The 25,319-nt window shown below is 42.5% G+C and carries 22 protein-coding genes; all 22 read left to right on the top strand.

Annotation, left to right across the window (positions count from 1 at the left end; all coding sequences use genetic code 11):
* Positions 1–16 precede the first annotated feature (16 nt).
* The 22 genes from flhA to rimP all read left to right on the top strand — a co-directional run bounded on the left by flhA (position 17) and on the right by rimP (position 25,317).
* A complete protein-coding gene (gene flhA / locus R2B72_RS05735; protein ID WP_318615405.1) occupies positions 17–2,047 on the top strand; it encodes a flagellar biosynthesis protein FlhA in 2,031 nt (676 codons plus the stop codon).
* Positions 2,047–3,159 carry a flagellar biosynthesis protein FlhF gene (gene flhF, locus R2B72_RS05730; protein ID WP_318615404.1) on the top strand — a complete coding sequence of 371 codons (1,113 nt, stop codon included), beginning with the start codon at positions 2,047–2,049 and terminating at the stop codon, positions 3,157–3,159. The genes flhA and flhF overlap by 1 nt, the downstream gene beginning before the upstream one ends.
* The gene (locus tag R2B72_RS05725; RefSeq protein ID WP_318615403.1) at positions 3,149–4,018 is read left to right on the top strand and encodes a MinD/ParA family protein; all 870 of its coding nucleotides are present in this window, start codon (positions 3,149–3,151) and stop codon (positions 4,016–4,018) included. Before flhF ends, R2B72_RS05725 begins: the two co-directional genes overlap by 11 nt.
* Before the next feature lies 1 nt (position 4,019).
* Positions 4,020–5,168 (top strand): chemotaxis response regulator protein-glutamate methylesterase, encoded by a 1,149-nt coding sequence (locus R2B72_RS05720; protein WP_318615402.1) that lies wholly within the window; start codon positions 4,020–4,022, stop codon positions 5,166–5,168.
* Positions 5,169–5,181: 13 nt separating this feature from the next.
* A complete protein-coding gene (locus R2B72_RS05715; protein ID WP_318615400.1) occupies positions 5,182–7,239 on the top strand; it encodes a chemotaxis protein CheA in 2,058 nt (685 codons plus the stop codon).
* Between the two features lie 16 nt (positions 7,240–7,255).
* Positions 7,256–7,723: a chemotaxis protein CheW gene (locus R2B72_RS05710; RefSeq protein ID WP_318615399.1), complete on the top strand. Its 468-nt coding sequence runs from the start codon at positions 7,256–7,258 to the stop codon at positions 7,721–7,723.
* Positions 7,713–8,345, top strand: a complete 633-nt coding sequence (locus tag R2B72_RS05705) for a chemotaxis protein CheC (RefSeq protein WP_318615397.1) — start codon at positions 7,713–7,715, stop codon at positions 8,343–8,345. The genes R2B72_RS05710 and R2B72_RS05705 overlap by 11 nt, the downstream gene beginning before the upstream one ends.
* A gap of 1 nt (position 8,346) precedes the next feature.
* Positions 8,347–8,841 (top strand): chemotaxis protein CheD, encoded by a 495-nt coding sequence (locus R2B72_RS05700; protein ID WP_318615396.1) that lies wholly within the window; start codon positions 8,347–8,349, stop codon positions 8,839–8,841.
* 158 nt (positions 8,842–8,999) lie between these two features.
* Entirely contained in the window at positions 9,000–9,782 is a 783-nt protein-coding gene (locus R2B72_RS05695) for a FliA/WhiG family RNA polymerase sigma factor (RefSeq protein WP_318615395.1), read from the top strand.
* Complete coding sequence (locus R2B72_RS05690; RefSeq protein WP_318615394.1) at positions 9,779–10,087, top strand: hypothetical protein; 309 nt, start codon at positions 9,779–9,781, stop codon at positions 10,085–10,087. Before R2B72_RS05695 ends, R2B72_RS05690 begins: the two co-directional genes overlap by 4 nt.
* Positions 10,088–10,092: 5 nt before the next feature.
* Positions 10,093–10,596 (top strand): DUF6115 domain-containing protein, encoded by a 504-nt coding sequence (locus R2B72_RS05685; RefSeq protein ID WP_318615393.1) that lies wholly within the window; start codon positions 10,093–10,095, stop codon positions 10,594–10,596.
* Between the two features lie 143 nt (positions 10,597–10,739).
* The gene (gene rpsB / locus R2B72_RS05680; protein WP_318615392.1) at positions 10,740–11,465 is read left to right on the top strand and encodes a 30S ribosomal protein S2; all 726 of its coding nucleotides are present in this window, start codon (positions 10,740–10,742) and stop codon (positions 11,463–11,465) included.
* A 174-nt stretch (positions 11,466–11,639) separates the two neighbouring features.
* Entirely contained in the window at positions 11,640–12,527 is an 888-nt protein-coding gene (gene tsf, locus R2B72_RS05675) for a translation elongation factor Ts (RefSeq protein WP_318615391.1), read from the top strand.
* 79 nt (positions 12,528–12,606) lie between these two features.
* Positions 12,607–13,332, top strand: coding sequence for a UMP kinase (gene pyrH, locus R2B72_RS05670; protein ID WP_318615390.1), 726 nt, complete (start codon positions 12,607–12,609; stop codon positions 13,330–13,332).
* Positions 13,332–13,889, top strand: coding sequence for a ribosome recycling factor (gene frr / locus R2B72_RS05665; RefSeq protein WP_318615388.1), 558 nt, complete (start codon positions 13,332–13,334; stop codon positions 13,887–13,889). The genes pyrH and frr overlap by 1 nt, the downstream gene beginning before the upstream one ends.
* Before the next feature lie 179 nt (positions 13,890–14,068).
* Positions 14,069–14,863 (top strand): isoprenyl transferase, encoded by a 795-nt coding sequence (locus R2B72_RS05660; protein WP_318615387.1) that lies wholly within the window; start codon positions 14,069–14,071, stop codon positions 14,861–14,863.
* On the top strand, positions 14,860–15,654 hold the full coding sequence (locus R2B72_RS05655; RefSeq protein ID WP_318615386.1) for a phosphatidate cytidylyltransferase: 795 nt from the start codon (positions 14,860–14,862) through the stop codon (positions 15,652–15,654). The genes R2B72_RS05660 and R2B72_RS05655 overlap by 4 nt, the downstream gene beginning before the upstream one ends.
* Positions 15,655–15,676: 22 nt before the next feature.
* Positions 15,677–16,822, top strand: coding sequence for a 1-deoxy-D-xylulose-5-phosphate reductoisomerase (locus R2B72_RS05650; RefSeq protein ID WP_318615546.1), 1,146 nt, complete (start codon positions 15,677–15,679; stop codon positions 16,820–16,822).
* Positions 16,823–17,166: 344 nt separating this feature from the next.
* Positions 17,167–18,426 carry an RIP metalloprotease RseP gene (gene rseP / locus R2B72_RS05645; protein ID WP_318615385.1) on the top strand — a complete coding sequence of 420 codons (1,260 nt, stop codon included), beginning with the start codon at positions 17,167–17,169 and terminating at the stop codon, positions 18,424–18,426.
* 47 nt (positions 18,427–18,473) lie between these two features.
* A complete protein-coding gene (locus R2B72_RS05640) occupies positions 18,474–20,177 on the top strand; it encodes a proline--tRNA ligase (RefSeq protein ID WP_318615384.1) in 1,704 nt (567 codons plus the stop codon).
* A 110-nt stretch (positions 20,178–20,287) separates the two neighbouring features.
* A complete protein-coding gene (locus R2B72_RS05635; RefSeq protein ID WP_318615383.1) occupies positions 20,288–24,604 on the top strand; it encodes a PolC-type DNA polymerase III in 4,317 nt (1,438 codons plus the stop codon).
* 236 nt (positions 24,605–24,840) lie between these two features.
* Positions 24,841–25,317: a ribosome maturation factor RimP gene (gene rimP, locus R2B72_RS05630; RefSeq protein ID WP_318615381.1), complete on the top strand. Its 477-nt coding sequence runs from the start codon at positions 24,841–24,843 to the stop codon at positions 25,315–25,317.
* Positions 25,318–25,319: the final 2 nt, after the last annotated feature.

Here is a 25,319-nt window from a genome sequence, read left to right as displayed (position 1 = left end):
AGAAAGTAGGGATGACATGAAATTAAGAGATATAGGCGTGCTCGCGGCGGTCATCATGATTATCGCGATGCTTGTCATCCCGCTTCCGACTTGGCTCCTCAGCTTCCTAATTATCATCAATATTACACTTGGTTTAATGGTGTTAATGACATCTATGAATATGAAGGAAGCATTGGAGTTTTCTATTTTCCCAACACTAGTACTCCTGTTGACGTTATTTCGACTGGGATTGAATGTCTCTACAACGAGGGCAATCTTAGCGAATGGAGATGCTGGTGGTGTCGTTGAAACGTTTGGAACGTTTGTAACGGGCGGTAATGTTATCGTTGGTCTCGTCGTCTTCGCAATCCTCGTTCTTATCCAGTTCCTCGTTATTACAAAAGGGGCAGAACGGGTATCGGAAGTCGCAGCGCGCTTTACGCTCGATGCAATGCCAGGGAAGCAGATGAGTATTGATGCTGATTTGAATGCAGGAATGATTTCTGAAACGGAAGCGCGTACGCGGCGTGAAAAAGTCAGTAATGAAGCTGACTTCTACGGTGCGATGGATGGAGCAACGAAGTTTGTTAAAGGGGACGCCATTGCCGGCATTATTATGGTCATCATTAACTTGCTTGTCGGTATGATTATCGGGGTTGTCCAAATGGGACTTCCATTTGGAGAAGCAGCTTTGCTCTTTTCCCAACTGACAGTCGGTGACGGTATCGTTTCTCAAATACCGGCACTGCTTATTTCGACTGCAACAGGGATTGTCGTTACACGGGCAACGTCTGAAGGCAATCTTGGTGAGGATATTACTAGGCAGCTTCTTGGTCAAACGAAGCTATTATACGTGGGTGCGGCAACAATCCTATTGCTTGGTCTTGCTACACCTATCAACGATATGCTTACGATTCCAGTTGCCGCCACACTTGCCATTAGTGCACTTATGATGTCGCGCAAAGGCGAAAAAGATCCGGAAGAATTGCTGGAGATGGAAGAGGAGACTGAAACAGAGGGCATGAAGAGTCCGGAAAATGTTGTCAATCTTCTTAATGTCGATCCTATTGAATTCGAATTCGGTTATGGGTTGATTCCACTTGTTGACGCGACGCAAGGTGGTGACCTTCTCGATCGAGTCGTTATGATTCGGAGGCAGTTGGCCATTGAACTTGGTCTTGTCATTCCAGTCGTTCGTATTCGGGATAACATTCAATTGCAGCCAAATGAGTACAGAATCAAAATAAAGGGAAGTGAGTTAGCAAGGGGAGAACTTCTGCTTGACCATTATCTCGCGATGAGCCCGGGTGGCGATGATTCAATCGAAGGGATTGATACGATTGAGCCGTCATTTGGACTTCCTGCAAAATGGATAGCCGAAGATGTCAAAGAAGATGCAGAAATTCTTGGTTACACCGTTGTCGATCCACCAAGTGTTGTGTCAACACATCTGACAGAAGTAATCCGTGCGAATGCTGCAGATTTGATAGGTCGTCAAGAAACAAAACAACTTGTCGATCATGTGCGTGAAACATTCCCGATTCTTGTTGACGAGCTAACACCTACTCCATTGTCAATTGGAGAAATCCAAAAAGTATTGGCAAAATTGTTAAATGAGCATGTTTCGGTGCGGAATTTGCCAATCATTTTTGAAACACTGGCGGATTATTCTAAATATACCTCAGATGTTGATGTGTTGACGGAATATGTCAGGCAAGCTCTTGCAAGGCAGATTACAAATCAATATGCATCAACCGGTCAATCACTCAAAGTGCTTACCGTGTCTGGTAAAATCGAGAAAATGATTGCCGATAATATTCAGCAAACAGAACAAGGAAATTATTTATCGATAGATCCAGGGCACTCACAAGAAATCCTAGAATCGATTGCTGGAGAAGTAGAACGCGTAGCGTTGATGGACCAATCGCCAGTCGTGCTATGTTCACCGGCCATTCGGATGTATTTGAGGCAAATCACAGAGCGGTATTTCCCTCAAATCCCAGTATTATCGTATAATGAATTGGAAGCTTCCGTTGAAGTTCAAAGCGTTGGGGTGGTGGATATCTAATGAAAATGAAAAAGTATACAGCTGAGACAATGGTTGAAGTGATGAAAAAAGTGCGTGCTGATTTTGGTGATGATGCGATTATTCTTAGTTCAACCGTTGTCAAAACAAAAGGATTTCTTGGCTTCTTTAAAAAGAAATCTGTAGAAGTTGTTGCAGGCTTTGATGAACCGGCTCCGAAAATGGAAGAACCGGTTTTTCCGATTAGTTCCCCTCGTATTGAGAATGTCGATAGGACGTCTGGCGAACTGAAAGAAGAAATGAATGAGTTGAAAAAAATGTTGAAGGATATGCAGCAGTTGGCTAGACAATCTCGTTTTCCGGATGAGTTGAAACCATTACTAGCACATCTTGACAAACAGGGCTTATCGACAAGTTCCATTACACAAATAGGTGAAGAAATTTATAATCGTATGAAAGCCGAGAAGAAGGATTTTACGCAGCAGGAGCAATTGCTCATTACAAAGGAATTACTGAAAAAAGAAATGGAAGACTTGCCGTTTGGAGGCATATCTTTCAACAAGAAATATATTAACGTACTCGGACCGACTGGAGTCGGAAAAACAACAACAATTGCCAAGATAGCGGCTAGGGCTCTTCTTGAAAATAAGAAGAAAATCGGTTTTATCACAACGGATACATACCGAATTGCAGCGATTGAGCAGCTTCGTACATATGCTAATCTTTTGCAAGCCCCAGTGGAAGTTGCCTATAACAGTCAGGATTTTAAAAATGCCATCGACAAACTTGCTGATCGTGATGTTATTTTTATAGACACAGCAGGACGAAATTATAAAGAAGTTAAGTTTGTTGAGGATTTGTCGAAGCTAATCGATTTTTCTTTGGATATGGAATCCTATCTCGTTCTGTCATTGACATCAAAAGAACAAGATATGAAAGTTATCGTCGAGCAGTTCAATCAGTTTGCAGTTGAAAAGTTCATTTTCACCAAAATGGATGAAACAAGCTCCATTGGGCCGATGTTCAACTTGATGAAAGATCACAATATCGGTACCGCTTATTATACCGATGGTCAAGAAGTACCAGAAGACATTACCGAAGCGGACAGTAGTAAGTTAATTTCTTTACTGCTGAAGGGTGCTTATGATGCGTGATCAGGCAGAGACACTAAGGCTCAAGATGTTGAAGTCTCAGGGGGATCTATCCAGATCGATTGCCATCGTAAGCGGAAAAGGTGGTGTTGGGAAGTCAAACTTCTCAACGAATTTCGCCCATGCCCTCCTACTTCAAGGTAAGAATGTGATCATCGTAGATATGGATATTGGGATGGGCAATATTCATATTCTTCTCGGTATGGCACCGCGATATAGTTTAAAAGATTATTTACTAGGCAACGAAGAACTTCAAGAGGTTATCAACGAGACATCCGAAGGTTTACACTTTATTTCAGGGGGTTCTGGCCTGGATATTGTCTTGGAATGGTCAAGGGATATGTTCGACCGTCTTATTCAGGCATTTGAATTTTTACAACAAAGATACGATTTCATTATATTTGACATGGGAGCGGGTGCGACACAACGGTCGATTGAATTAATTATAGCAGTCGATGAGGTCATTGTTATCTCGACGACGGAGCCAACTTCTATTACAGACGCATACTCTATGATGAAGTTCATTTGTGTACAAGATCCTGACAAGACTTTTCATTTAGTCAGCAATCGTGTTTCAAAAGGTGATGACGGTAATAATGCTGTGATAAGGTTGCAGTATACTATGCAGAAGTTTTTGAACAAAGAAACTACAATACTTGGTTTTCTTCCCGAAGATCCAATAGTCCACAAGGCTGTTGTTGCACAGCAACCATTTATACTTCTTTTTCCAAACGCTCCTATTTCGAAAAGGATGATAGCCATCGCGGAAACTTTTATCGGGACAAGTTCTGGCCAAGAATTTAGACAAGGAGAAGGGTTCCTCGGAAAATTGAGAAACATATTTACGAAAGGACGTGGATGAATTGGGTACAAGCAGTCGAAAGAAAGCGCTTGTTGTGGATGATTCGGCGTTTATGCGTAAGCTGATTTCTGATTTCCTTTCGGGGCATCCCGAAATTGAGGTAGTCGGAACTGCGCGCAATGGTCAAGAGGCTATTGATAAAGTAAGGACTTTAAAACCGGACGTTGTCACAATGGACGTCGAGATGCCCATTATGAATGGTCTTGAGGCGTTAAAAGAAATTATGGACAAGTATCCAGTGCCTGTTGTTATGTTGTCAAGTACAACAAAAAGTGGAGCAGAAAATACAATGCTCGCTATGGAATATGGTGCAGTTGACTTTGTAGCGAAGCCAGGTGGAGCAATTTCTTTAAATCTTCATGAGGTGAAGGAAGAGATATTGGAAAAAGTTATAGCTGCGTTAGGTGTGCGTATGTCTACGCTAACACGCAAGGTACCGAGTCACCGTTTGGCGATGCCAATTGCCCCGAAACTTGTCAGTAAATTAGTAGAACCCAAAGTCCCGATAACATCGTTGACGAGCCCTCAGCGTCCAGTAAATGCTATACCTACTAATAAGACTTTCAAATCAGGTAGAAGTTTTGTTATAATAGGTACATCGACAGGGGGTCCGCGGGCACTGCAAGAGGTATTAGCAAAATTACCAGCTTCAATTGGCGTTCCAATCCTCATTGTTCAGCATATGCCAGCCGGATTTACAAAATCTCTAGCCGACAGGCTGGATGGTCTTTGTAACATTAAAGTAAAAGAGGCAGAAGACGGTGAGCTTCTTGAAAATGGCACGGCGTATATTGCACCGGGAGGCAAGCACCTAAAAATCCAAAAGAACGGTGTGAACTATTTTGTGAGACTAGATGCAATTGACCCACCGCGCATGGGGCATCGTCCGTCTGTCGATGTCCTGCTTGAGTCAGCTGCACAATACACAGATGTGAACTACTTGACAGTCATTATGACGGGGATGGGCTATGACGGAAAAGTCGGCATGGACGTGATACGAAGAAATGGCAAAACAGTTACAATTGCCGAGTCGGCCAAGACCTCTGTTGTCTATGGAATGCCAAAAGCCATAAAAGAAGCTGGACTTGCTGATAAAGTAGTGGATTTGCAAGACATATCGGAATCGATGTTGGAAATTATAAAGTCATAGAGGGGGCAGCACGATGGATACAAATCAATATTTAGAAATGTTTATTGATGAGAGCAAGGAACATCTTCAATCCTGTAACGAGCATTTGCTGGAACTTGAGAAAAACCCGCAAGATCTTAGTATTGTCAATGAAATATTTCGATCTGCGCATACATTAAAAGGAATGTCTGCAACAATGGGCTATGAAGACATTGCAGACCTAACACATATGATGGAAAATGTGTTGGATGCAATCCGTAATTCCAAAATACCTGTAACGACGGAAATTTTTGATGTTGTTCTTCAAGCCGTTGACTATCTTGAAGAGATGGTAATGGATATAGCGTCTGGTGGAACGGGTAAAAAAAATGTTCGCGAGCTTGTAGAATCACTTAATCGTATTGAGGCAGGCGGTGCTGTTGTTACTGCAGCTGTTGTTGAAACGGCGGTATCTAGTGTAGTAGAAGTAAATAACCAAAAAGCTGTACTCAGTTATGATGATTATGAAATGACAGTTATTAATCAATCATCTGACCAGGGCTTCAACTCCTTTGAAATGACTGTACAATTACGGGAAGACTGCGTGTTAAAAGCAGCACGAGTGTTCATGGTATTCGGCATCTTGGAAAAGGTCGGCGAAATTGTTAAATCTGAACCCAAAGTGGAACAGCTTGAAAATGAAGACTTTGGTGAAACATTTACAGTAGCATTGATTACCAAAGAAAATGCAGATGTTTTGAAGGAAAAAGTGCTGAAAGTATCTGAAGTAGCATCTGTCACAATTACTGTGCTGACACATGATTACTTAACAGATGGTAAACGTGCCGAAGACGACAAAGTGGTTCAAGCGATAGAAACTGCAATCGCTACACAACCAGAGCCAGCTGTAGTGAAAGAACAAGGTGTTCAAAAGGGGAAACGTAATACAGGAGTACAGTCAGGTAATAAGACAATTCGTGTCAATATCGATCGACTGGATATCCTTATGAATCTATTTGAAGAGTTAGTGATTGATCGTGGGAGACTACAGTCCATTGCAAGTGAGCTTCATAACCCAGAGTTGAATGAAACGGTTGAGCGCATGACCCGCGTATCCGGTGATTTGCAAAGCATCATTTTGAACATGCGGATGATCCCGGTCGAAACAGTCTTCAATCGTTTCCCGAAAATGGTTAGGCAGTTAGCGCGTGATTTGGATAAAAAAGTATCACTTGAAATTATTGGTGCTGAAACCGAACTAGATCGAACCGTTATCGATGAAATTGGTGATCCGCTTGTTCACTTAATTCGTAACGCACTCGATCATGGAGTAGAGAGCCCTGCTGAACGTTTGGCAAAAGGCAAACCAGAAGAAGGAACTGTCACACTTCGTGCTTATCACTCAGGCAATCACGTATTCATCGAGCTTGAAGATGATGGAGCCGGTGTTAACCGTGATCGGGTTGTTGCTAAAGCGATTGCAAATGGTATTATCACTGAAGAAATGGCGAAAACAATGACGGACCGTCAAGTGGCGGAACTCATTTTAGCATCAGGTTTTTCTACAGCCGAGAAAATTTCGGATGTATCTGGCCGAGGAGTTGGTTTGGATGTCGTGAAAAACACGATTGAATCACTTGGCGGCTATATTTCTATCGAGTCGACAGAAGGACAAGGTTCTCTATTCCAAGTTCAATTGCCATTAACATTGTCCATTATTTCGGTAATGCTTGTTGAGCTAGAAAAAGAAGTATACGCTATTCCATTGTCATCTATTATAGAAACGGCAATCATTCAAACGTCAGATATTTTGAATGCACACAATCAAAAAGTAATCGATTTCCGTGGTAATATCGTACCACTTGTCTATCTGAAAGAAATTTTCGAAATGCCGGAACAACATGATGAGTCCGGTGGATTCCAATCAGTGGTTATTGTCCGGAAAGGCGAAAGACTAGCAGGATTAGTTGTCGACTCATTCATCGGTCAGCAGGAGATTGTCTTGAAATCTCTCGGTAATTACTTACAAAATGTCTTTGCGATATCTGGTGCGACAATTCTTGGAAATGGACAAGTGGCACTTATTGTCGATTGTAACTCATTGATTAAATAGGCGGGAGTGAAAAGTCATGACTGAAATGCTCAATCAAAAAGATATGAAAGTAATTGTTTTTCAATTGATGGATAAAGAGTATGCCATTAGTGTAGATGTCGTTCAGGGTATCGAGAAGATGCTATCTATTGCACGTGTTCCAAAAACTCCGTCTTATGTGAAAGGTGTACTTAATCTTCGAGGTGCTGTTACGCCAATAGTCGACTTACGTGCGCGGTTCGGTCTCGAGGTTAAAGAGATGGATGAAAGTACAAGAATTATTATTGTCACGTTAGAAGATTATGATGTGGGTCTTGTTGTCGACGCTGCAAATGATGTACTTGACATACCAATGGAGTCCATTGAACCACAACCAGAAGTCGTTGGTTCGGTGGAAGTAGACTTCATTTCAGGTGTCGCTAAAGTTGACAAACGTCTACTCGTCATGCTGAATTTGAATAAAGTTTTAGAACCTATAAAGCGGGTGACTTCGGATGACATCTGAAAGCCCTATTACGGATATGCATCTTGATGTCTTGAAGGAAATTGGTAACATCGGTGCGGCGCATGCGGCAACCTCTCTGTCACAATTACTGGATCGCAAAATTGATATGTATGTACCGAATGTTAAGCTTGTGTCATTCGATGAAATGTTCGATCTCGCGGGAGGGGCCGAAGCAATTGTAGCAGGTATTTACCTTCGAATAGAAGGAGATCTATCAGGCAGTATGTTTTTTGTTCTATCTTTGGAGTCGTCCAATCATTTTATCAGAAGACTAATAGACGATGAAACATTCAGTTTTAGTGCCTCCACCCTTCCTGAAATTGGTGTATCTGCTATGCAGGAACTTGGTAATATTCTTTCTGGCTCTTATTTGTCCGCATTATCCGATTTTACGGGTTTAAAAATCTATCCAACAGTGCCGTCGTTAAGCGTGGATATGGTTGGAGCCATCGTTAGTTTTGGATTGATTGAAGTATCTCATTATAGCGATGAAGTCATCGTCATTGATACGCAGATTCGTGAAGAAGGAGAGAGTGGCAGTACAAGTATTAACGGTCACTTTTTCTTGCTCCCTGATCCATCATCCTATATCACGATTTTTAAATCTCTAGGTGTAATGTAAAATGATGGTGCTGAAAGAGGTAGTCAGGGTAGGCATAGCAGATATGAATATAGTTAAAGAACCGATGACAATTCGCACATCTGGACTCGGTTCATGTGTTGGTGTTGTATTATATGATGAAATGAAAAAGGTTGCAGGCTTGTTACATATCATGCTTCCAGATTCCAATCTTGGCAAATCGAATCAGCTAAATATCGCTAAGTTTGCGGATACGGGCATTTATGCATTAATGGAAATGCTAAAAGCAGAAGGTGTTAGACCGATGTCTTTAAAGGCGAAAATAGCAGGTGGCTCTCAAATGTTCCAATTCGGTTCGAGTGATACCATACGAATTGGTCCAAGGAATGTTGAAGCTGTCAAAAAAGAATTGAGACGTTTGTCTATCCCAATTATTGCTGAAGATACGGGTGGGTCAAGTGGACGTACAATCGAATTTGATCCTGCAACATCGATCCTTAATATTCGAACAGTGAACCAAGGAACGAAAGAGCTTTAGAATAAAGTGAGTGCAGCCGATATGGTGAAGGCTTATGATCTAGTCGCTAAAGTCTAGGCAAAATTTGGGCGGCTGATTGGTTCAGACGCCTTTTTTCATGCTTATTTGCTATAATAGTAGTAATTATGACGGAATCATCATGGGAAGTGAGGGATTCGATGTCGAAACAGGATTTGATGGAGGAAGAAACATGTTGGGACCTGTGGATCCGTAATCGCAATCCTGATGCGGGGGATATCTTGGTCCAAAGATATACTCCACTTGTCACTTATCACGTGCAACGGATTAGCTCAGGACTGCCACGAAATGTTTCGCGTGATGATATTATGAGTCTCGGACTTCATGGGTTATTTGACGCTTTGACAAAATTCGATCCGGGCCGAGATTTGAAATTCGATACGTATGCTTCTTTCCGAATTCGAGGAACGATTATCGATGGCTTAAGGAAAGAGGATTGGTTGCCGCGCTCTTCGAGAGAAAAGTCTAAAAAGTTGGAAGATGAAATTACCAAACTTGAACAAAAATTACTGCGTCATGCGACACCGGAAGAAATTGCCGAACATATGGGTATGAGTGTCGACGATGTTTACCAGACTGTCCATGAACATTACTTTTCAAATGTTTTGTCCATCGATGAAAAAATCAATGATGATGATGACGAAGGTCAAAAATCGTTTGTCATAAAAGACCAAGCATCGAGAACACCCGAACAACGAACTATGATGAACGAGCTGATTGGCGACTTATCCATAAAGATTAAAGAACTAAATAAAAATGAGCAACTTGTTCTAAGTCTTTTCTACACGGAAGAAATGACGTTGACGGAGATCGGCGAAATTCTAAGCCTATCCACTTCTCGAATTTCTCAGATTCACTCTAAAGCGTTATTCAAACTTCGCAAGCTATTATCGTCTGAAATAGTAGATGGAGGGATCCTATGAGTCTGAAAGGGATTGAACTGCAAATTGCAATACCGAAGACGTTCGATGCGGGGAAGATTGCGGAGCAGAAGCATCAGCAGACACAATTGAACATGGATCAGGCTACTGCCAAGATGGAACAACAAACACTGAAAAACAGTGAGACTGTTTTGGAATCAGAGAAGTATGCCAAAATGAATTCTGATGGCGATCGACGTGAACGAGAGCGTGCAGAGGAAGAAGAACGTCAGCGGTTACAAAAAGAAGAGGACAAGAAGAATACGGTGCATCCTTATAAAGGTTCATTCGTTGACTTCTCAAGGTAATTAACATGGTATGGATAGCTTTAGTTGTATTATTTATCGTGCAAATAATTAGTTTTTATTTTTTAGCATTACTGTACACGAAGGTGTCGAAATTTGATGATCTTGAAAAAAAACAACGCAAATTGATGGTTGAAATGGATGATTCGATTGGCGCGTATCTATCTGAGTTGAAAGATGAAAATGAGCGTTTAATCGAACGACTTGCTACACGTGATCAAATTCCTGTTATGAAAAAAGTAGATAATATTATGCCATCTGCTATCAAACAGGAGGTTGATACTGTGGAGCAACCTCAACCTGTGATGCGCGTTAGTAAGCCTACTGTCCCTATTAATGTTGCGCTTAAGTCATATAACACAGTAGCCGTTCAACAAGAATCGCCAGTGGAAGTGGATAATGATCGAACACGAGCCATTAAATTGCACGATGCTGGTCAGTCCATCGAAGAAATTGCAAAAGCACTGGGCAAAGGGCGGACGGAAGTAGAACTCATTTTGAAATTTAAATGAATTGGGTTGCAAAGGGAAAAGTATTATGGTATATTATCAAATGGTATTACTACTCACGTGCATGGACGATAGAAACGGTGCCGAAAGGTCGCTCTACCGAATGAAGCGCACGGCGGAATCTAACCAAACAGGAGGAATAACAAATGTCAGTAATCTCAATGAAACAACTGCTTGAAGCAGGAGTACACTTCGGACACCAGACACGTCGTTGGAACCCGAAAATGAAGAAATTTATCTTCGTGGAACGTAACGGCATCTACATCATCGATCTACAAAAAACGGTGAAGAAACTTGAAGAAGCATATGCATTTATGCGTCAAGTTGGTGCTGATGGCGGGAAAGTCCTATTCGTAGGTACAAAAAAACAAGCTCAAGATGCAATTAAAGAAGAAGCTGAACGCGCTGGAATGTACTACATCAACCAACGCTGGCTAGGTGGAACACTTACAAACTTCGGCACGATTCAAAAACGTGTTGCTCGAATGAAACAAATCGAGAAAATGGAAGAAGACGGTACTTTCGACGTACTTCCTAAAAAAGAAGTTGGACAACTTAAAAAAGAACACGAACGCCTAGTTAAATTCCTTGGCGGAATCCGTGATATGAAAGCTATTCCAGACGTTATGTTCGTTGTTGACCCACGCAAAGAACGTATCGCAGTAGCAGAAGCAATCAAATTGAACATTCCACTAGTCGGAATCGTTGATACAAACTGTGATCCAGACGAAATCGATTATATCATTCCTGCGAATGATGATGCGATTCGTGCAGTACGCCTATTAACAGGTAAAATGGCTGACGCTTTGCTTGAATCAAAACAAGGCGAAGACGAAGAGGCAACTCAAGAGGATGCAGTAGCTGTAGAGTGAAATCAGTAAATGACGGGACGATAAGCGGCTAATACCCTTATCGTCTTTTTTAGGAATTGTCTAGGCTCTAGGTGCCAAATGCTTGGGACGTAAGTCGGATTGGCTGTTTCGTTTAAGCGGGCACCTTCCGCTTTTCTAGGGAATTGATGACGTACTATTTAGGAGGAATATAAAATGGCGATTACAGCTCAAATGGTAAAAGAATTACGTGAAAAAACAGGTGCAGGTATGATGGACTGCAAAAAAGCACTAACAGAAGTAAATGGTGATATGGAAGCAGCAATCGACTTCCTTCGTGAAAAAGGACTTTCAAGCGCAGCTAAAAAGGCTGACCGTATTGCAGCGGAAGGTACAACATCTATCTATGTGAATGGAAACGAAGCAATTCTTCTTGAGGTGAATGCTGAAACAGATTTCGTTGCTAAAAACGAAGGCTTCCAAACATTAGTACAAGAGCTTGCAGAGCACCTTCTTGCTACAAAACCAGCTTCAGTTGAAGAAGCACTTGAGTCAAAAATGGCAAGTGGTCTATCAGTTGCGGATCACATTTCAAATGCTATTGCGAAAATCGGTGAGAAGTTATCACTCCGTCGCTTCGAAATTCGTACAAAAACAGATGCAGACGCATTTGGTCCATACCTTCATATGGGCGGTCGTATTGGCGTTCTTACAATTCTTGAAGGTTCAACAGATGCAGAAGCAGCGAAAGATGTTGCGATGCACGTTGCAGCATTGAACCCACAATACGTTTCACGTGACCAAGTTTCTGCAGAAGAAGTTGAACGTGAGCGTAAAGTTCTAACTGAACAAGCATTGAACGAAGGAAAACCTGAAAATATTGTAGCGAAAATGGTCGAAGGCCGTATCGGTAAATATTTTGAAGAGATTTGTGTGCTTGATCAACCATTCGTTAAAAATTCAGATCAAAAAGTTCGTGACTTCGTAAATTCAACTGGTGGTACATTGGTAGAGTTTATCCGCTATGCGGTTGGTGAAGGAATCGAAAAACGTGAAGACAACTTTGCAGAAGAAGTAATGAGCCAAGTTAAAGGTAACAACTGATCCATCATAAGAATAACCAATGGGGAACACATGCCTGTGTTCCCTATTTTCGAGAAAACGAAATAGATGGAGGGTACAAATGAGCGTCCCAGAATACAAACGAATCGTTTTAAAGTTAAGCGGTGAAGCACTTGCTGGAGATAAAGGTTTTGGGCTATCACCCGAAATCATCAAAACGGTTGCTGAACAAGTAAAAGAAGTAGTTGATCTGGATGTTGAGGTGGCAGTTGTTGTCGGAGGCGGAAATATCTGGCGTGGTAAAATTGGCAGTGAAATGGGGATGGATCGTGCAACAGCAGACTATATGGGAATGCTGGCAACAGTAATGAATTCCCTTGCATTGCAGGATTCCCTTGAAAAATTGGGCGTTGAAACACGTGTTTCTTCTTCAATTGAAATGAGACAAGTGGCGGAACCTTACATTCGCCGTAAAGCTATTCGACATCTTGAAAAGAAGCGGGTTGTCATTTTTGCAGCAGGTACTGGAAATCCTTATTTTTCGACAGATACAACAGCAGCGCTTCGTGCAGCAGAAATTGAAGCAGATGTGATCTTAATGGCGAAAAATAATGTCGATGGTGTCTATTCTGCCGATCCGATGAAAGATAAAAATGCAGTCAAATACACAGAGCTAGCCTATCTAGATGTCATTAGCAAAGGACTTGAAGTCATGGATTCAACTGCTTCAACCCTTTGTATGGACAATGATATCCCACTCGTAGTATTCTCAATTATGGAAACTGGAAATATAAAAAGAGCCGTCCTCGGTGAGCCGATTGGGACGGTCGTCAGGAGGAATTTATAATGCCAAACACAGTGATGGATCAAGCAAAAGATCGCATGGACAAAGCGATTGGCGCGTATACAAGGGAACTTGCCTCGATTCGTGCAGGGCGTGCAAATGCTTCTTTGCTAGACAGAATATCTGTCGAGTATTATGGAGCGCCTACGCCTCTTAGTCAGATGGCAGCTATTTCAGTACCTGAAGCCCGTCTTCTTGTCATTCAACCGTATGACAAAACGACGATTGGAGATATTGAAAAAGCCATTATGAAATCAGATATTGGGATTACACCATCAAGTGATGGAACGCTTATCCGTCTTGCAATTCCTTTATTGACTGAGGATCGTCGTAAAGAGCTTGTTAAATTGGTGAAAAAAGAAGCAGAAGACGCAAAAATTGCGATTCGTAACGTTCGTCGTGATGCTAATGATGACTTCAAGAAGCTTGAAAAAAGTAGCGATATCACTGAAGATGAATTGCGCCGCAGCGGTGAAGAAATCCAGAAGCTGACGGATTCAACGATTGTGAAAATCGATGCAATTGCAAAAGATAAAGAAAACGAAATCATGGAAATCTGATAGAAGAACTTTCTATATTCCGGGACGTCCTAATTCCAGGACGTCTTTTTTTCTTATTAGATAAGCCGAACACATGCATAATTAAACGTATGCTTTTCTTATAAAATGAAATTTATCGTCTAATTTGTTACGATAGAGTATGTACTTGCTCTGAAAAGTAGCTGAGTGGAGGAAACGACATGCTTGAAAAACTCTTGCGAAAAAAAACTGCGGTACCAGATGCTGCAATAACTACTAGGATTGCTGTTGTCAAAAGCAAGCCAATCCCTGCACATGTAGCGATTATTATGGATGGCAACGGTAGATGGGCAAAGCAACGTAATTTACCGAGGATTGCTGGCCATCATGAGGGGATGAAGACGGTTCGCAAAATTACGCGTATCGCAAATGAACTCGGCATAAAAGTGCTTACACTTTACGCTTTTTCCACTGAGAACTGGAAACGACCGAAATTAGAAATAGATTTTCTAATGAAACTGCCTGGAGAATTTCTTAGTACATATCTACCTGAATTGGTTGAACAGAATGTGAAAGTTGAAATGATTGGTAATTTTGATATGCTACCAGATCATACTAAGCATGCTATTCAGCAAGCTATGATAGCAACTGCTGATAATGATGGTTTGACATTGAATTTTGCGATGAATTATGGCAGTAGACTAGAAATTGTCGAGTCCGTTAAAGAAATAGCTTCACTTATTGCTGAGGGAGCCATTTCAGTTGAAGATATTGATGAGTCATTAATAGGCTCAAATTTAATGACTGCGCATTTACCGGAACCGGATTTGCTCATTCGCACAAGCGGCGAAGTGAGACTGTCTAACTTCATGCTGTGGCAGCTTGCCTATGCCGAATTTTCGTTTACAGATGTACTATGGCCCGATTTTGATGCAACATGCATGTTAAATGCCATCGAAGAATTCCAATTGCGCAATCGTCGCTTTGGAAGCGTGGAAGGAGACGGGAACGTTTGAAACAAAGGATACTGACGGCAATTGTGGCGTCTGCCTTATTCATTCCGCTTGTAATTGTAGGGGGCTTGCCTTTTACAATCGCTGTATATATCATTGCGACTATCGGTTTATATGAGCTGTTAAGGATGAGGGATCTCCATCTTTTTTCAATTGAAGGATTTCTGACATGGGCTACACTTGTGGTGTTACTAATGCCGGCTGCATGGGAAAGGAATGTTTTTCAGGCGCTGGGGTATACGAAAATTGAAATGACATTCGCTGTCGTCCTTATTTTGCTAACGTATACAGTAATTGTGAAAAATCGATTTACGTTTGATCATGCAGCATTTTCTATCTTAGGTGCATTATATGTCGGCATCGGATTTTATTATTTAATTGAAACGCGATTATATGGAATTGAATATGTTGTCTATGCGTTATTAGTTATCTGGACGACGGATTCGGGTGCGTATTTTGTTGGTAGGAAAATCGGTAAACGTAAGCTATGGCCGGAAATATCCCCCAATAAAACTATCGAAGGATTTGTCGGTGGTATAATATCTGCCGTAGTTTTTGCGATTGTCTTCCAATACTTTTATTCAATCGCCTCTACTTACACAATACTAATCGCTGTAACGATCGTTGCATCAATTGTGGGGCAAATGGGTGACCTTGTTGAATCAGCCCTGAAAAGACATTATGCGGTCAAGGATTCAGGGAAATTATTACCAGGACATGGTGGTATTCTTGATAGGTTCGATAGTCTACTGTTCGTATTACCACTCCTTCATTTTTTACATTTTGTAGGCTAAAGGAAAGATAGGTGTCATTGTGATAAAAAAAATAAGTTTACTTGGGGCAACTGGCTCTATTGGAATCCAGACACTCGATATCATTGAGTCGAATCCAGAAAAATTTAAACTCGTATCTTTTTCGGCCGGTATGAATATCGATAAGGTGAGAGAGATTACTCGCACACATCAGCCACAGACGATATCAGTCATCAGACGTGAAGATGCGGAGAGATTGCAAAGTGAATTCCCTGCTAGCCGTGTTGTGTATGGGGAAGAGGGTCTCATCGAGGTGGCGGCTCATACAAACGCTGATGTCCTAGTCAATGCTGTGATTGGTAGCGTTGGACTCAAGCCGACGCTGGAAGCCATTCGTGCAGGTATTACGATTGCCATCGCGAACAAAGAAACACTTGTTGCGGCAGGGGATATCGTCATGGCGGAAGCCCGCAAATACAACGTCCCCCTGTTACCTGTTGATAGTGAGCATTCAGCATTGTTCCAAGCGTTGAATGGAGAAAATCCGAAACGTGTGTCACGATTGATACTAACGGCCTCGGGTGGTAGTTTCAGGGATCTTTCTCGCGCAGACCTTTCCAATGTGACAGTGGAACAAGCACTTGCACATCCGAATTGGTCGATGGGCAATAAACTAACAATCGATTCTGCAACGATGATGAACAAAGGACTCGAAGTAATTGAGGCACACCATCTTTTTGGCATGCCTTATGATCAAATCGATTGTTTACTGCACAAAGAAAGTATTATCCATTCGATGGTGGAGTTTGAGGATACGAGCGTTATGGCGCAGCTCGGCTCACCTGATATGCGTGTGCCTATCCAATATGCGCTGACGTATCCTGATCGTATTCCGATGCAAAATGCTAAGCCGCTTCGCCTTGAAGAAATCGGCAAGTTGCATTTTGAAACAATGGATTATGTCCGTTTCAAGGCGTTAGCACTGGCCTATGCTGCGGGGCGGGAAGGCGGTACAATGCCGACTGCTATGAATGCAGCCAATGAAATTGCTGTAGCCTTATTCATGCAAGGACGCATTCCATTCATTCAAATCGAAGACATCATTGAACGTGTCATGGACACCCATCGAACAAGTTCGGTTCCAGATCTCGAAACCATTTTGGAAGCAGATTCACTTGCTCGAAAAATGGTGTATGCTATGGTAGAGTGAGTTATTTAACTTGATTCAGCAGGGAGTTCAAACTCCCTGCTGAATAGTAGAAGGCAGGCTAAGTTCGCCACGTCCTGTGGCAACGCCTGCATGACCTGCATCGTGCAGGCAAAAGCTTCCGGCAGATGTCTGGGATTTTGAAAGGAGTTAGGAGGGCAGTCTAAATACGCGACATCAAATTATGTGCCTTAATTTCTGTAAAAAGAACAGAAATACGGCAAATCGAACCCTTTGCAGTTCGATTCGCAACGACTGGCCTCAAGAACAATTCAAAATCCCGTCACAACTCCGCCGAGACGTATTTGACAATTAACGACCAAAATGGTCAGTGAAGGTGGTTTTTCATGGAAACCGTTATTGCGTTTATCATCATATTCGGTTCTCTCGTCTTTTTTCATGAACTAGGGCATTTCCTGTTTGCGAAAAAGGCTGGGATCATGGTACGCGAATTTGCGATTGGATTCGGGCCGAAAATTATTGGTATTCAAAAAGGTGAAACGTTATATACAATTCGTCTACTGCCTCTTGGCGGTTATGTCAGGATGGCAGGAGAAGATTTTGATAAGGTTGAATTGCAGCCTGGTTACCGTGTAGGTCTGCTCATCAATGCTTCCGATGAAATCGAAAAAATCTATTTGAACCGCAATGTTGCCAATCCAGATGTGCTATTTCTAGAAGTAGAATCATCGGATTTGGAAAAAAAGCTGTTTATTGAAGGCTATGATGATGAAGGGCAGTTAGTGCGCTTCAAAGTATCGAGAAAAGCTGTTATATATGAAAAAGGGCAGAAAACGCTAATTGCGCCATATGACCGACAGTTTGAATCGAAGTCTGTGGGTAGCCGAGCAATGGCTATTTTTGCAGGTCCTCTATTCAACTTTATTCTGTCATTTTTCATCTTCCTAGCACTTGGACTGATGCAAGGTGTTCCGATGAAAGAAGCTATTATTGCAGATGTGCAAAGTGATAATGTTGCTTTTGCAGCCGGAGTGGAAGCTGGGGATCTTGTGAAAGAGATTGACGGACATTCGGTTAGCACATGGAATGAATTTGTGGAAATCGTCCAAGCGAACCCAGGAAATCCGCTACAATTTGTTGTAGAGCGTGATGGTACATTGGTGAAATTGAACATCACTCCCACGACAATAAAGGATAAATCAGGTCAAGAATACGGGCAACTTGGCGTTACTCGACCGATGGAAAAAAATCCAGTGAAGGCAGTTGTATATGGAGCGGAACAAACCATCAATTGGATTAAAAGAATATTTGAATTGTTAGGGACTTTAATAACTGGACAATTCTCAATTGATGACTTATCTGGACCTGTTGGGATTTACAAGGCGACTGAGGAAGTGGCGCAGTACGGGATTTATAATCTTATGAACTGGGCTGCTGTGTTAAGCATTAACTTAGGTATTATGAACTTATTGCCGCTGCCGGCGCTTGACGGTGGAAGATTGCTGTTCTTCTTCTTTGAGGCAGTGCGTGGTAAGCCGATTGATAAGCAAAAAGAAGGCTTGGTCCATTTTGTGGGGATTGTCCTTTTAATGGTGCTGATGTTGGTTGTTACATGGAATGATATTCAACGCTTTTTCTTTCAATAGTTAGCGGAAATCAACAATTTTAAAACTTAACTTGAGGTGGGAATTTAATGAAACAATCACGAACATTTATCCCTACAATGCGTGAAGTACCTGCTGATGCAGATATTAAATCCCATCAGTTGCTGTTACGCGCGGGGTTTATACGACAAAATACGAGTGGGATTTATTCCTTCCTTCCTCTTGGTAAAAAAGTGCTTCAGAAAATAGAGACGATTATACGTGAAGAAATGGAAGCCATTGATGCTGTGGAAGTGTTCATGCCGGCTATGCAACAGGCGGAGCTTTGGCAGGAGACGGGTAGATGGAGTGCGTATGGTCCTGAGCTATTCAGATTGAAAGATAGGCATAATCGGGAGTTTGCACTTGGCGCAACACATGAAGAAGTCATTACTTCCCTCGTGCGTGATGAAGTGAAATCCTATAAAAAATTGCCACTGACAATGTTCCAAATACAAACGAAGTTCAGAGATGAGCAACGTCCACGTTTTGGCTTGTTGCGCGGTCGTGAGTTCATTATGAAAGATGCATATTCCTTCCATGCGACAGAAGACAGTTTGCATGACAAGTATATGGATATGATGCAAGCGTATACGAATATTTTTACAAGGCTTGGGTTAGATTTCCGTGCGGTTATTGCGGATGGCGGATCGATTGGTGGGACAGGGACGCATGAATTTATGGCGCTGTCAGACATCGGTGAAGATACGATTGCCTACAGTGATTCCTCTTCCTATGCAGCCAATATTGAAATGGCTGAAGTGAATGTGGTCTATGCTAAGCGGGATGCGTCGTTGAAAGAAGTAACCAAAGTCTCAACACCTGATCAGCGAACGATTGACGAAGTTGTGTCATTCCTTGAAGTAGATGTGGAGCGCCTGATTAAGACACTCATTTTCAAGGCGGATGAAGAGTTGATTGTCGTACTGAGTCGTGGCGATCATGAAATCAATGATATCAAGCTGAAAAATGCACTCGGTGCGACAGTTGTTGAGTTAGCGCATGAAGCAGATGTGCTAGCACTTCTGTCGTGTCAGGTTGGCTCAATTGGCCCTGTTAAATTGCCAGTTGGTTTAAAAGTGATTGCAGATCATGCGGTCGCCTCTATCGTCAATGGGGTTTGTGGTGCTAACGATGATGGTTTTCATTTAACGAATGTTAACCCTGAGCGTGATTTTGCGATTGATCGCTATGAAGATCTTCGTTTTATCCGTGAAGGGGATGCTTCACCGGATGGTAATGGGACGATTCGATTTGCTAAAGGGATTGAAGTGGGTCATATTTTCAAATTGGGAACTACGTATAGTGAGTCAATGAAGGCGACATTTTTGGATGATAACGGGAAAGCACAGCCGTTCATCATGGGCTGTTACGGAATTGGTGTATCACGGATTATGGCTGCTGTTGCTGAGCAATACAATGACGATGACGGCTTGAAGTGGCCAACGAAGCTTGCGCCTTTCGATGTCCATCTGGTTACGGTGAACGTTAAGGATGACAGTCAAGTAGGCTTGGCGGAGGAGTTATATACGGTTTTGAAATCGTATCGCTATGATGTCCTTTATGATGATCGTCCTGAACGGGCGGGTGTTAAATTTGCCGATTCGGATTTAATTGGCTTACCGGTTCGTATTACAATTGGTAAAAAAGCAGTAGACGGAATTGTCGAAGTGAAATTTAGACAATCCGGAGATTCATTTGAATGGCGAAAAGAAGAAATTACTGAAAAACTACAAGGGTTTTTTAGTGCATAACATGCATGGGGAAGGGAAGGCCGTCTGTCGGTACTTCCCTTTCCGCTTGCTTCAGCAGAAGCAAGTGGGCCTCCCGCGTAATTGATTTGAAAAAAATAGGGGTGAGATCTATGGATGCGATTAACAAGCTGTATATTTTGTTGCAGCAAATCGGGATGACGGATGACCAATTTGCCATCCACTTTGAACAGGCCGAACTGAACAAGGTGAATATCCACCGAAAATCAAGGCTCTGGCAATTTAATTTAACGCTAAAGCAGCCGTTACCAGCGGCTGTCTATCGAGAGTTTAGCAAGCGCGTCAACGAGGCTTTTTCCGCTATTGCGACGGTGCGGTTAGAGATGACTTGCCGCTCGACTGAAGTAGATGAAACAATGCTGACTGACTACTGGCCGTTCATCATCGAAGAGTTGAGTGATATGTCGCCGCCCATTCGTGAACGGCTAATGAGCCAACGACCGGTGATGACAGGCGGCAAGCTAATGCTTCATTGTACAAATGATATAGAACTACAAACCTTGAGAGGCAAATATGCTGATTTAATTGCGAATATCTATCGTTCGTTCGGTTTTGCACGACCGTTTGTCGATTTCAAATTATCAGAGGAAGATAGTGGTGTGGAAGCTGCTCGACTAGCATCATTTATTGCGCAGCGGGATGCGGAAGAAGAAGCGCTCGGTCAAAAAGCACTTGCAGATATGATGCAACGAGAAACGTCTATGAAGGAAAGTGGCGCCACTGTATCCGGTCCGTTTCGCCTTGGTACAGCTATCAAACAGGATGAGCCTATTATGGATATCCAACATATTCAAGATGAGGAACGTCGCGTGACGATTGAGGGCTATGTGTTTGATACGGAGGTGCGCGAATTACGCAGTGGTCGATCATTGCTAACGATTAAAGTGACGGATTATACCGATTCCATTTTAGTGAAAATGTTCTCGCGTGATAATGAAGATGCAGAAATGATGAAGATGTTGAAAAAAGGGGCTTGGGTTCGCGCACGTGGTGGCATTCAGAACGATACTTTCGTTCGGGACCTCATTATGATGGCGCAAGATGTCATGGAAATATCACCGATTATCCGCCAAGACAAAGCACCAAAGGACCGAAAACGGATTGAACTACATGCGCATACGACCATGAGTCAGATGGATGCAGTTGTATCGGCATCGAAACTCGTTGGACAGGCGGCGAAATGGGGGCATCCTGCCATTGCGATTACGGATCATGCTAACGTCCAGTCATACCCAGAGGCTTATGCTGAAGGTAAGAAGCAAGGCGTTAAAGTGATTTTTGGTCTGGAAGCTAACTTAGTCGATGATGGTGTGCCGATTGTTTTTGATGAACAACATCGTAAGCTTGAGGGTGACAGTTATGTCGTCTTTGACGTGGAGACAACGGGCCTTTCAGCGGTTTACGATACGATTATCGAACTTGCTGCAGTGCGCTTAAGAAATGGTGAAATTGTCGAGACCTTCGAACGCTTTGCGAATCCGCATCATCCGCTGTCGAATACGACGACAGAACTGACGGGTATTACGGATGATATGGTGAAGGATGCGCCTGAAGTAGCGGACGTTGTGAAAGATTTCAGTGACTTCATCGGCGATTCGATTTTGGTTGCTCATAATGCGAAATTCGATATGGGGTTCTTTTACGAAGCCTCAAAGAAGGCTGGCTTACCGGCTATTGCTTACCCTGTTATTGATACGCTGGAACTGGCTCGCTACATTCATCCAGAAATGAGAAATCACCGGCTGAATACGTTGGCGAAAAAGTATAATATCGAACTTACGCAGCATCACCGGGCGATTTATGATACGGAAGCAACGGCTCATCTGTTCTTGCGATTACTAAAAGAGTCAGAAGAAAAAGGGATTGTTTACCTGGACGACTTCAACCAACGTATCGGGGAAAGCGATGCCTATAAGCGTTCACGACCATCGCATTGTACGTTGCTTGCAGTGGATGATGAGGGATTGAAAAATATTTTCAAACTCGTGTCCTATTCGCATATGGATTACTTTTACCGCGTTCCACGTATTCCGCGTTCGTTGCTTGTTAAGCATCGAAAAGGTCTACTCGTTGGTTCAGGCTGTGATAAAGGTGAAGTATTTGAAGGACTCATGCAAAAGTCTTTGGATGAGGTTGAGGAAATTGCAAAGTTTTATGATTACTTGGAGATTCATCCGAAGCCTGTATACTCCCATCTACTGGAGCTTGAATTAATTCGGGATGAATGGAATTTGGAAGATATTATGCGCAAGATGGTCAAGCTTGGGAAAAAGGTTGGGCTACCTGTTTGTGCGACTGGAAATGTCCATTATATTGATGAAACAGATGCGACTTTCCGTAACGTCCTTGTTCGTTCGCAGGGCGGAGCCAATCCCATGAACCGCTATACGCTACCAGCTGTCCATTTTCGGACAACGGATGAAATGCTGGCAGAGTTTTCATTCCTCGGGGAGCAAGTGGCGGAAGAAATCGTCATTGACAACCCGCATGCTATATTGGAAAGAATCGGTGATGTGAAGCCGATCAAGGACGATTTATATACGCCGACAATTCAAGGGGCAGATGAGGAAGTAAGAGAATTGACTTATTCCATGGCCCATCGCATTTATGGTGAGCAATTGCCGGAAATTATTGAGGCGCGGATTGAAAAAGAATTGAAGTCAATTATCGGGCATGGATTCGCGGTTATTTATCTGATTTCGCATAAACTCGTTAAGCGGTCGTTAGATGATGGCTATCTTGTTGGATCGCGTGGGTCGGTTGGTTCGTCACTCGTTGCGACGATGATGGAAATTACGGAAGTCAATCCATTGCCGCCACATTATGTGTGTCCATCATGTAAAACAACAGAGTTTTTCGATGATGGATCTGTTAGTTCGGGCTATGATTTGCCGGATAAAGATTGTCCTTCATGCGCAGCGAAGTTTAAAAAAGATGGGCAGGATATTCCTTTTGAGACATTTTTAGGGTTTAAAGGGGATAAAGTTCCAGATATCGATCTCAACTTCAGTGGCGATTATCAAGCACATGCGCATAATTATACGAAGGATTTGTTTGGTGAGGATTATGTTTATCGGGCGGGGACGATTGGAACGGTTGCGGAGAAAACAGCTTACGGTTATGTTCGTGGTTATATGAATGATAATGGTTATACTTTCCGTGGGGCTGAAATTGACCGACTTGTACAAGGGTGTTCAGGCGTTAAGCGCAATACCGGACAACACCCCGGCGGTATTATCGTTGTGCCAGATCATATGGAAATATTCGATTTTACGCCGATTCAGTTTCCTGCCGATGATACGAATTCGAGCTGGAAAACGACGCATTTCGATTTCCATTCCATCGACAATAACTTATTAAAGCTCGATATTCTAGGGCATGATGATCCAACGATGATTAAAATGCTGCAAGACCTTTCGGGTATCGATCCATTAACGATTCCGCCGGATGATAAAGGCGTCATGGAATTATTCAGTGGCACATCGTCACTCGGGGTAACAGAGGAACAGATTGGCTGTAAGACAGGAACACTTGGTGTGCCGGAGTTTGGGACAAGATTCGTTCGTCAGATGTTAGAAGAAACGAAGCCGTCGACGTTTTCAGAGCTTATTCAGATTTCGGGATTATCGCATGGGACGGACGTTTGGCTCGGTAACGCACAGGAATTGATTCAAAATAAAACCTGTCAGTTGTCCGATGTTATCGGTTGCCGTGATGATATTATGGTCTACTTGATTTATCAAGGATTGGATCCGTCTATGGCGTTTAAAATTATGGAATCTGTGCGGAAAGGGAAAGGGTTGACCCCCGAATTTGAAGAGGAAATGAAAGCGCAAAGTGTGCCGAACTGGTATATCGAATCCTGTAAAAAGATTAAATACATGTTCCCAAAGGCGCACGCGGCTGCCTATGTTCTGATGGCGTTGCGCATTGCATATTTTAAAGTGCATCATCCAATTTTGTACTATGCCACGTATTTCACTGTGCGGGCTACGGATTATGATTTGCTGACGATGACTAAAGGATCAGCATCGATGCGTGCACAAATTAAAGAAATCAACGCTAAAGGGCTGGATGCATTGCCAAAAGAAAAGAGTTTATTGACGGTGCTTGAAATTGCGCTTGAGATGAGTGAACGCGGCTTTTCCATTGTCAAGCCAGACTTGTATAAATCGGATGCAACGAAGTTTCTCATTGATGGAGACACACTGATTCCGCCGTTCAATTCGATTCCATCCCTTGGGACAAACGTCGCTAATACAATAGTTGAAGCTAGAAAAGATGGAGAGTTTTTATCGAAGGAAGACCTTCAACAACGCGGTCGTGTTTCAAAAACAGTTGTGGAATATATGACGACACTTGGCTGTTTGGAAGGCATGCCTGAAGCCAATCAACTGTCTTTGTTCTAGCACATTATTTGCGTGCTCCTGTAACGTATGGTATGATGGGAACAACTTTTGTAATAGTCTTGCGCAAAAAGAGTGGGATTTCCCGCTCTTTTCTGTTGTTCTGTACTGTTTTTTTACGGAGGAACTCAGACTAAGATTGCCGCGTCCTGCGGCAACCTCTGAGTGACTAACGTCCTGTTAGCCTCCGGCACAAATTCGCCGAGGCGTATTTGATTAAGATTTTGTGGAGGGATAAGATGAGTAAAATTACAGAAGAAGTTGAGAAACTCGTCAGTCCGATTGTCGAAGAACTGAATTTGGAGCTTGTCGATATTGAGTTTCTAAAAGAAGGAAGAGACTGGTTCCTTCGAGTCTATATTGATACTCCTGATGGAGGTATCGATATAGACCAGTGCGCTCAAGTAAGTGAAAAGTTGAGTGAAGAACTTGATCGAACAGATCCAATTACGCAAAACTATTTCCTTGAAGTATCTTCACCTGGTGCAGAGCGACCGTTGAAGAAGGAAGAGGATTACGTACAAGCGGTTGGTCATTTTGTATTCATTAAGACGTATGAACCAATCGATGGGTTGAAGGAATTCGAGGGTTATTTATTAGCAAACGGACCGGATACTGTGGAAGTAGAAATGCGTATTAAGACAAGAAAAGTGACTGTTGTGATCGACAAGGAAAAAATCGCGCTGGCCCGCCTAGCTATCGATTTTTCCGCATAATT

Source organism: Sporosarcina sp. YIM B06819 (assembly GCF_033485175.1).
GTDB lineage: Bacteria > Bacillota > Bacilli > Bacillales_A > Planococcaceae > Sporosarcina.
This window is presented reverse-complemented; position numbering and strand designations above follow the sequence as displayed.

What these genes read in the sequence shown, in the direction of transcription:
- flhA (WP_318615405.1), top strand. Translation starts at nt 17, where the DNA reads ATGAAATTAAGAGATATAGGCGTGCTCGCGGCGGTCATCATGATTATC.
- R2B72_RS05685 (WP_318615393.1), top strand. Translation starts at nt 10,093, where the DNA reads ATGGTATGGATAGCTTTAGTTGTATTATTTATCGTGCAAATAATTAGT.
- R2B72_RS05690 (WP_318615394.1), top strand. Translation starts at nt 9,779, where the DNA reads ATGAGTCTGAAAGGGATTGAACTGCAAATTGCAATACCGAAGACGTTC.
- rimP (WP_318615381.1), top strand. Translation starts at nt 24,841, where the DNA reads ATGAGTAAAATTACAGAAGAAGTTGAGAAACTCGTCAGTCCGATTGTC.
- R2B72_RS05715 (WP_318615400.1), top strand. Translation starts at nt 5,182, where the DNA reads ATGGATACAAATCAATATTTAGAAATGTTTATTGATGAGAGCAAGGAA.
- R2B72_RS05640 (WP_318615384.1), top strand. Translation starts at nt 18,474, where the DNA reads ATGAAACAATCACGAACATTTATCCCTACAATGCGTGAAGTACCTGCT.
- R2B72_RS05700 (WP_318615396.1), top strand. Translation starts at nt 8,347, where the DNA reads ATGATGGTGCTGAAAGAGGTAGTCAGGGTAGGCATAGCAGATATGAAT.
- R2B72_RS05725 (WP_318615403.1), top strand. Translation starts at nt 3,149, where the DNA reads ATGATGCGTGATCAGGCAGAGACACTAAGGCTCAAGATGTTGAAGTCT.
- R2B72_RS05635 (WP_318615383.1), top strand. Translation starts at nt 20,288, where the DNA reads ATGGATGCGATTAACAAGCTGTATATTTTGTTGCAGCAAATCGGGATG.
- pyrH (WP_318615390.1), top strand. Translation starts at nt 12,607, where the DNA reads ATGAGCGTCCCAGAATACAAACGAATCGTTTTAAAGTTAAGCGGTGAA.
- tsf (WP_318615391.1), top strand. Translation starts at nt 11,640, where the DNA reads ATGGCGATTACAGCTCAAATGGTAAAAGAATTACGTGAAAAAACAGGT.
- R2B72_RS05710 (WP_318615399.1), top strand. Translation starts at nt 7,256, where the DNA reads ATGACTGAAATGCTCAATCAAAAAGATATGAAAGTAATTGTTTTTCAA.
- rseP (WP_318615385.1), top strand. Translation starts at nt 17,167, where the DNA reads ATGGAAACCGTTATTGCGTTTATCATCATATTCGGTTCTCTCGTCTTT.
- flhF (WP_318615404.1), top strand. Translation starts at nt 2,047, where the DNA reads ATGAAAATGAAAAAGTATACAGCTGAGACAATGGTTGAAGTGATGAAA.
- frr (WP_318615388.1), top strand. Translation starts at nt 13,332, where the DNA reads ATGCCAAACACAGTGATGGATCAAGCAAAAGATCGCATGGACAAAGCG.
- rpsB (WP_318615392.1), top strand. Translation starts at nt 10,740, where the DNA reads ATGTCAGTAATCTCAATGAAACAACTGCTTGAAGCAGGAGTACACTTC.
- R2B72_RS05695 (WP_318615395.1), top strand. Translation starts at nt 9,000, where the DNA reads ATGTCGAAACAGGATTTGATGGAGGAAGAAACATGTTGGGACCTGTGG.
- R2B72_RS05660 (WP_318615387.1), top strand. Translation starts at nt 14,069, where the DNA reads ATGCTTGAAAAACTCTTGCGAAAAAAAACTGCGGTACCAGATGCTGCA.
- R2B72_RS05705 (WP_318615397.1), top strand. Translation starts at nt 7,713, where the DNA reads ATGACATCTGAAAGCCCTATTACGGATATGCATCTTGATGTCTTGAAG.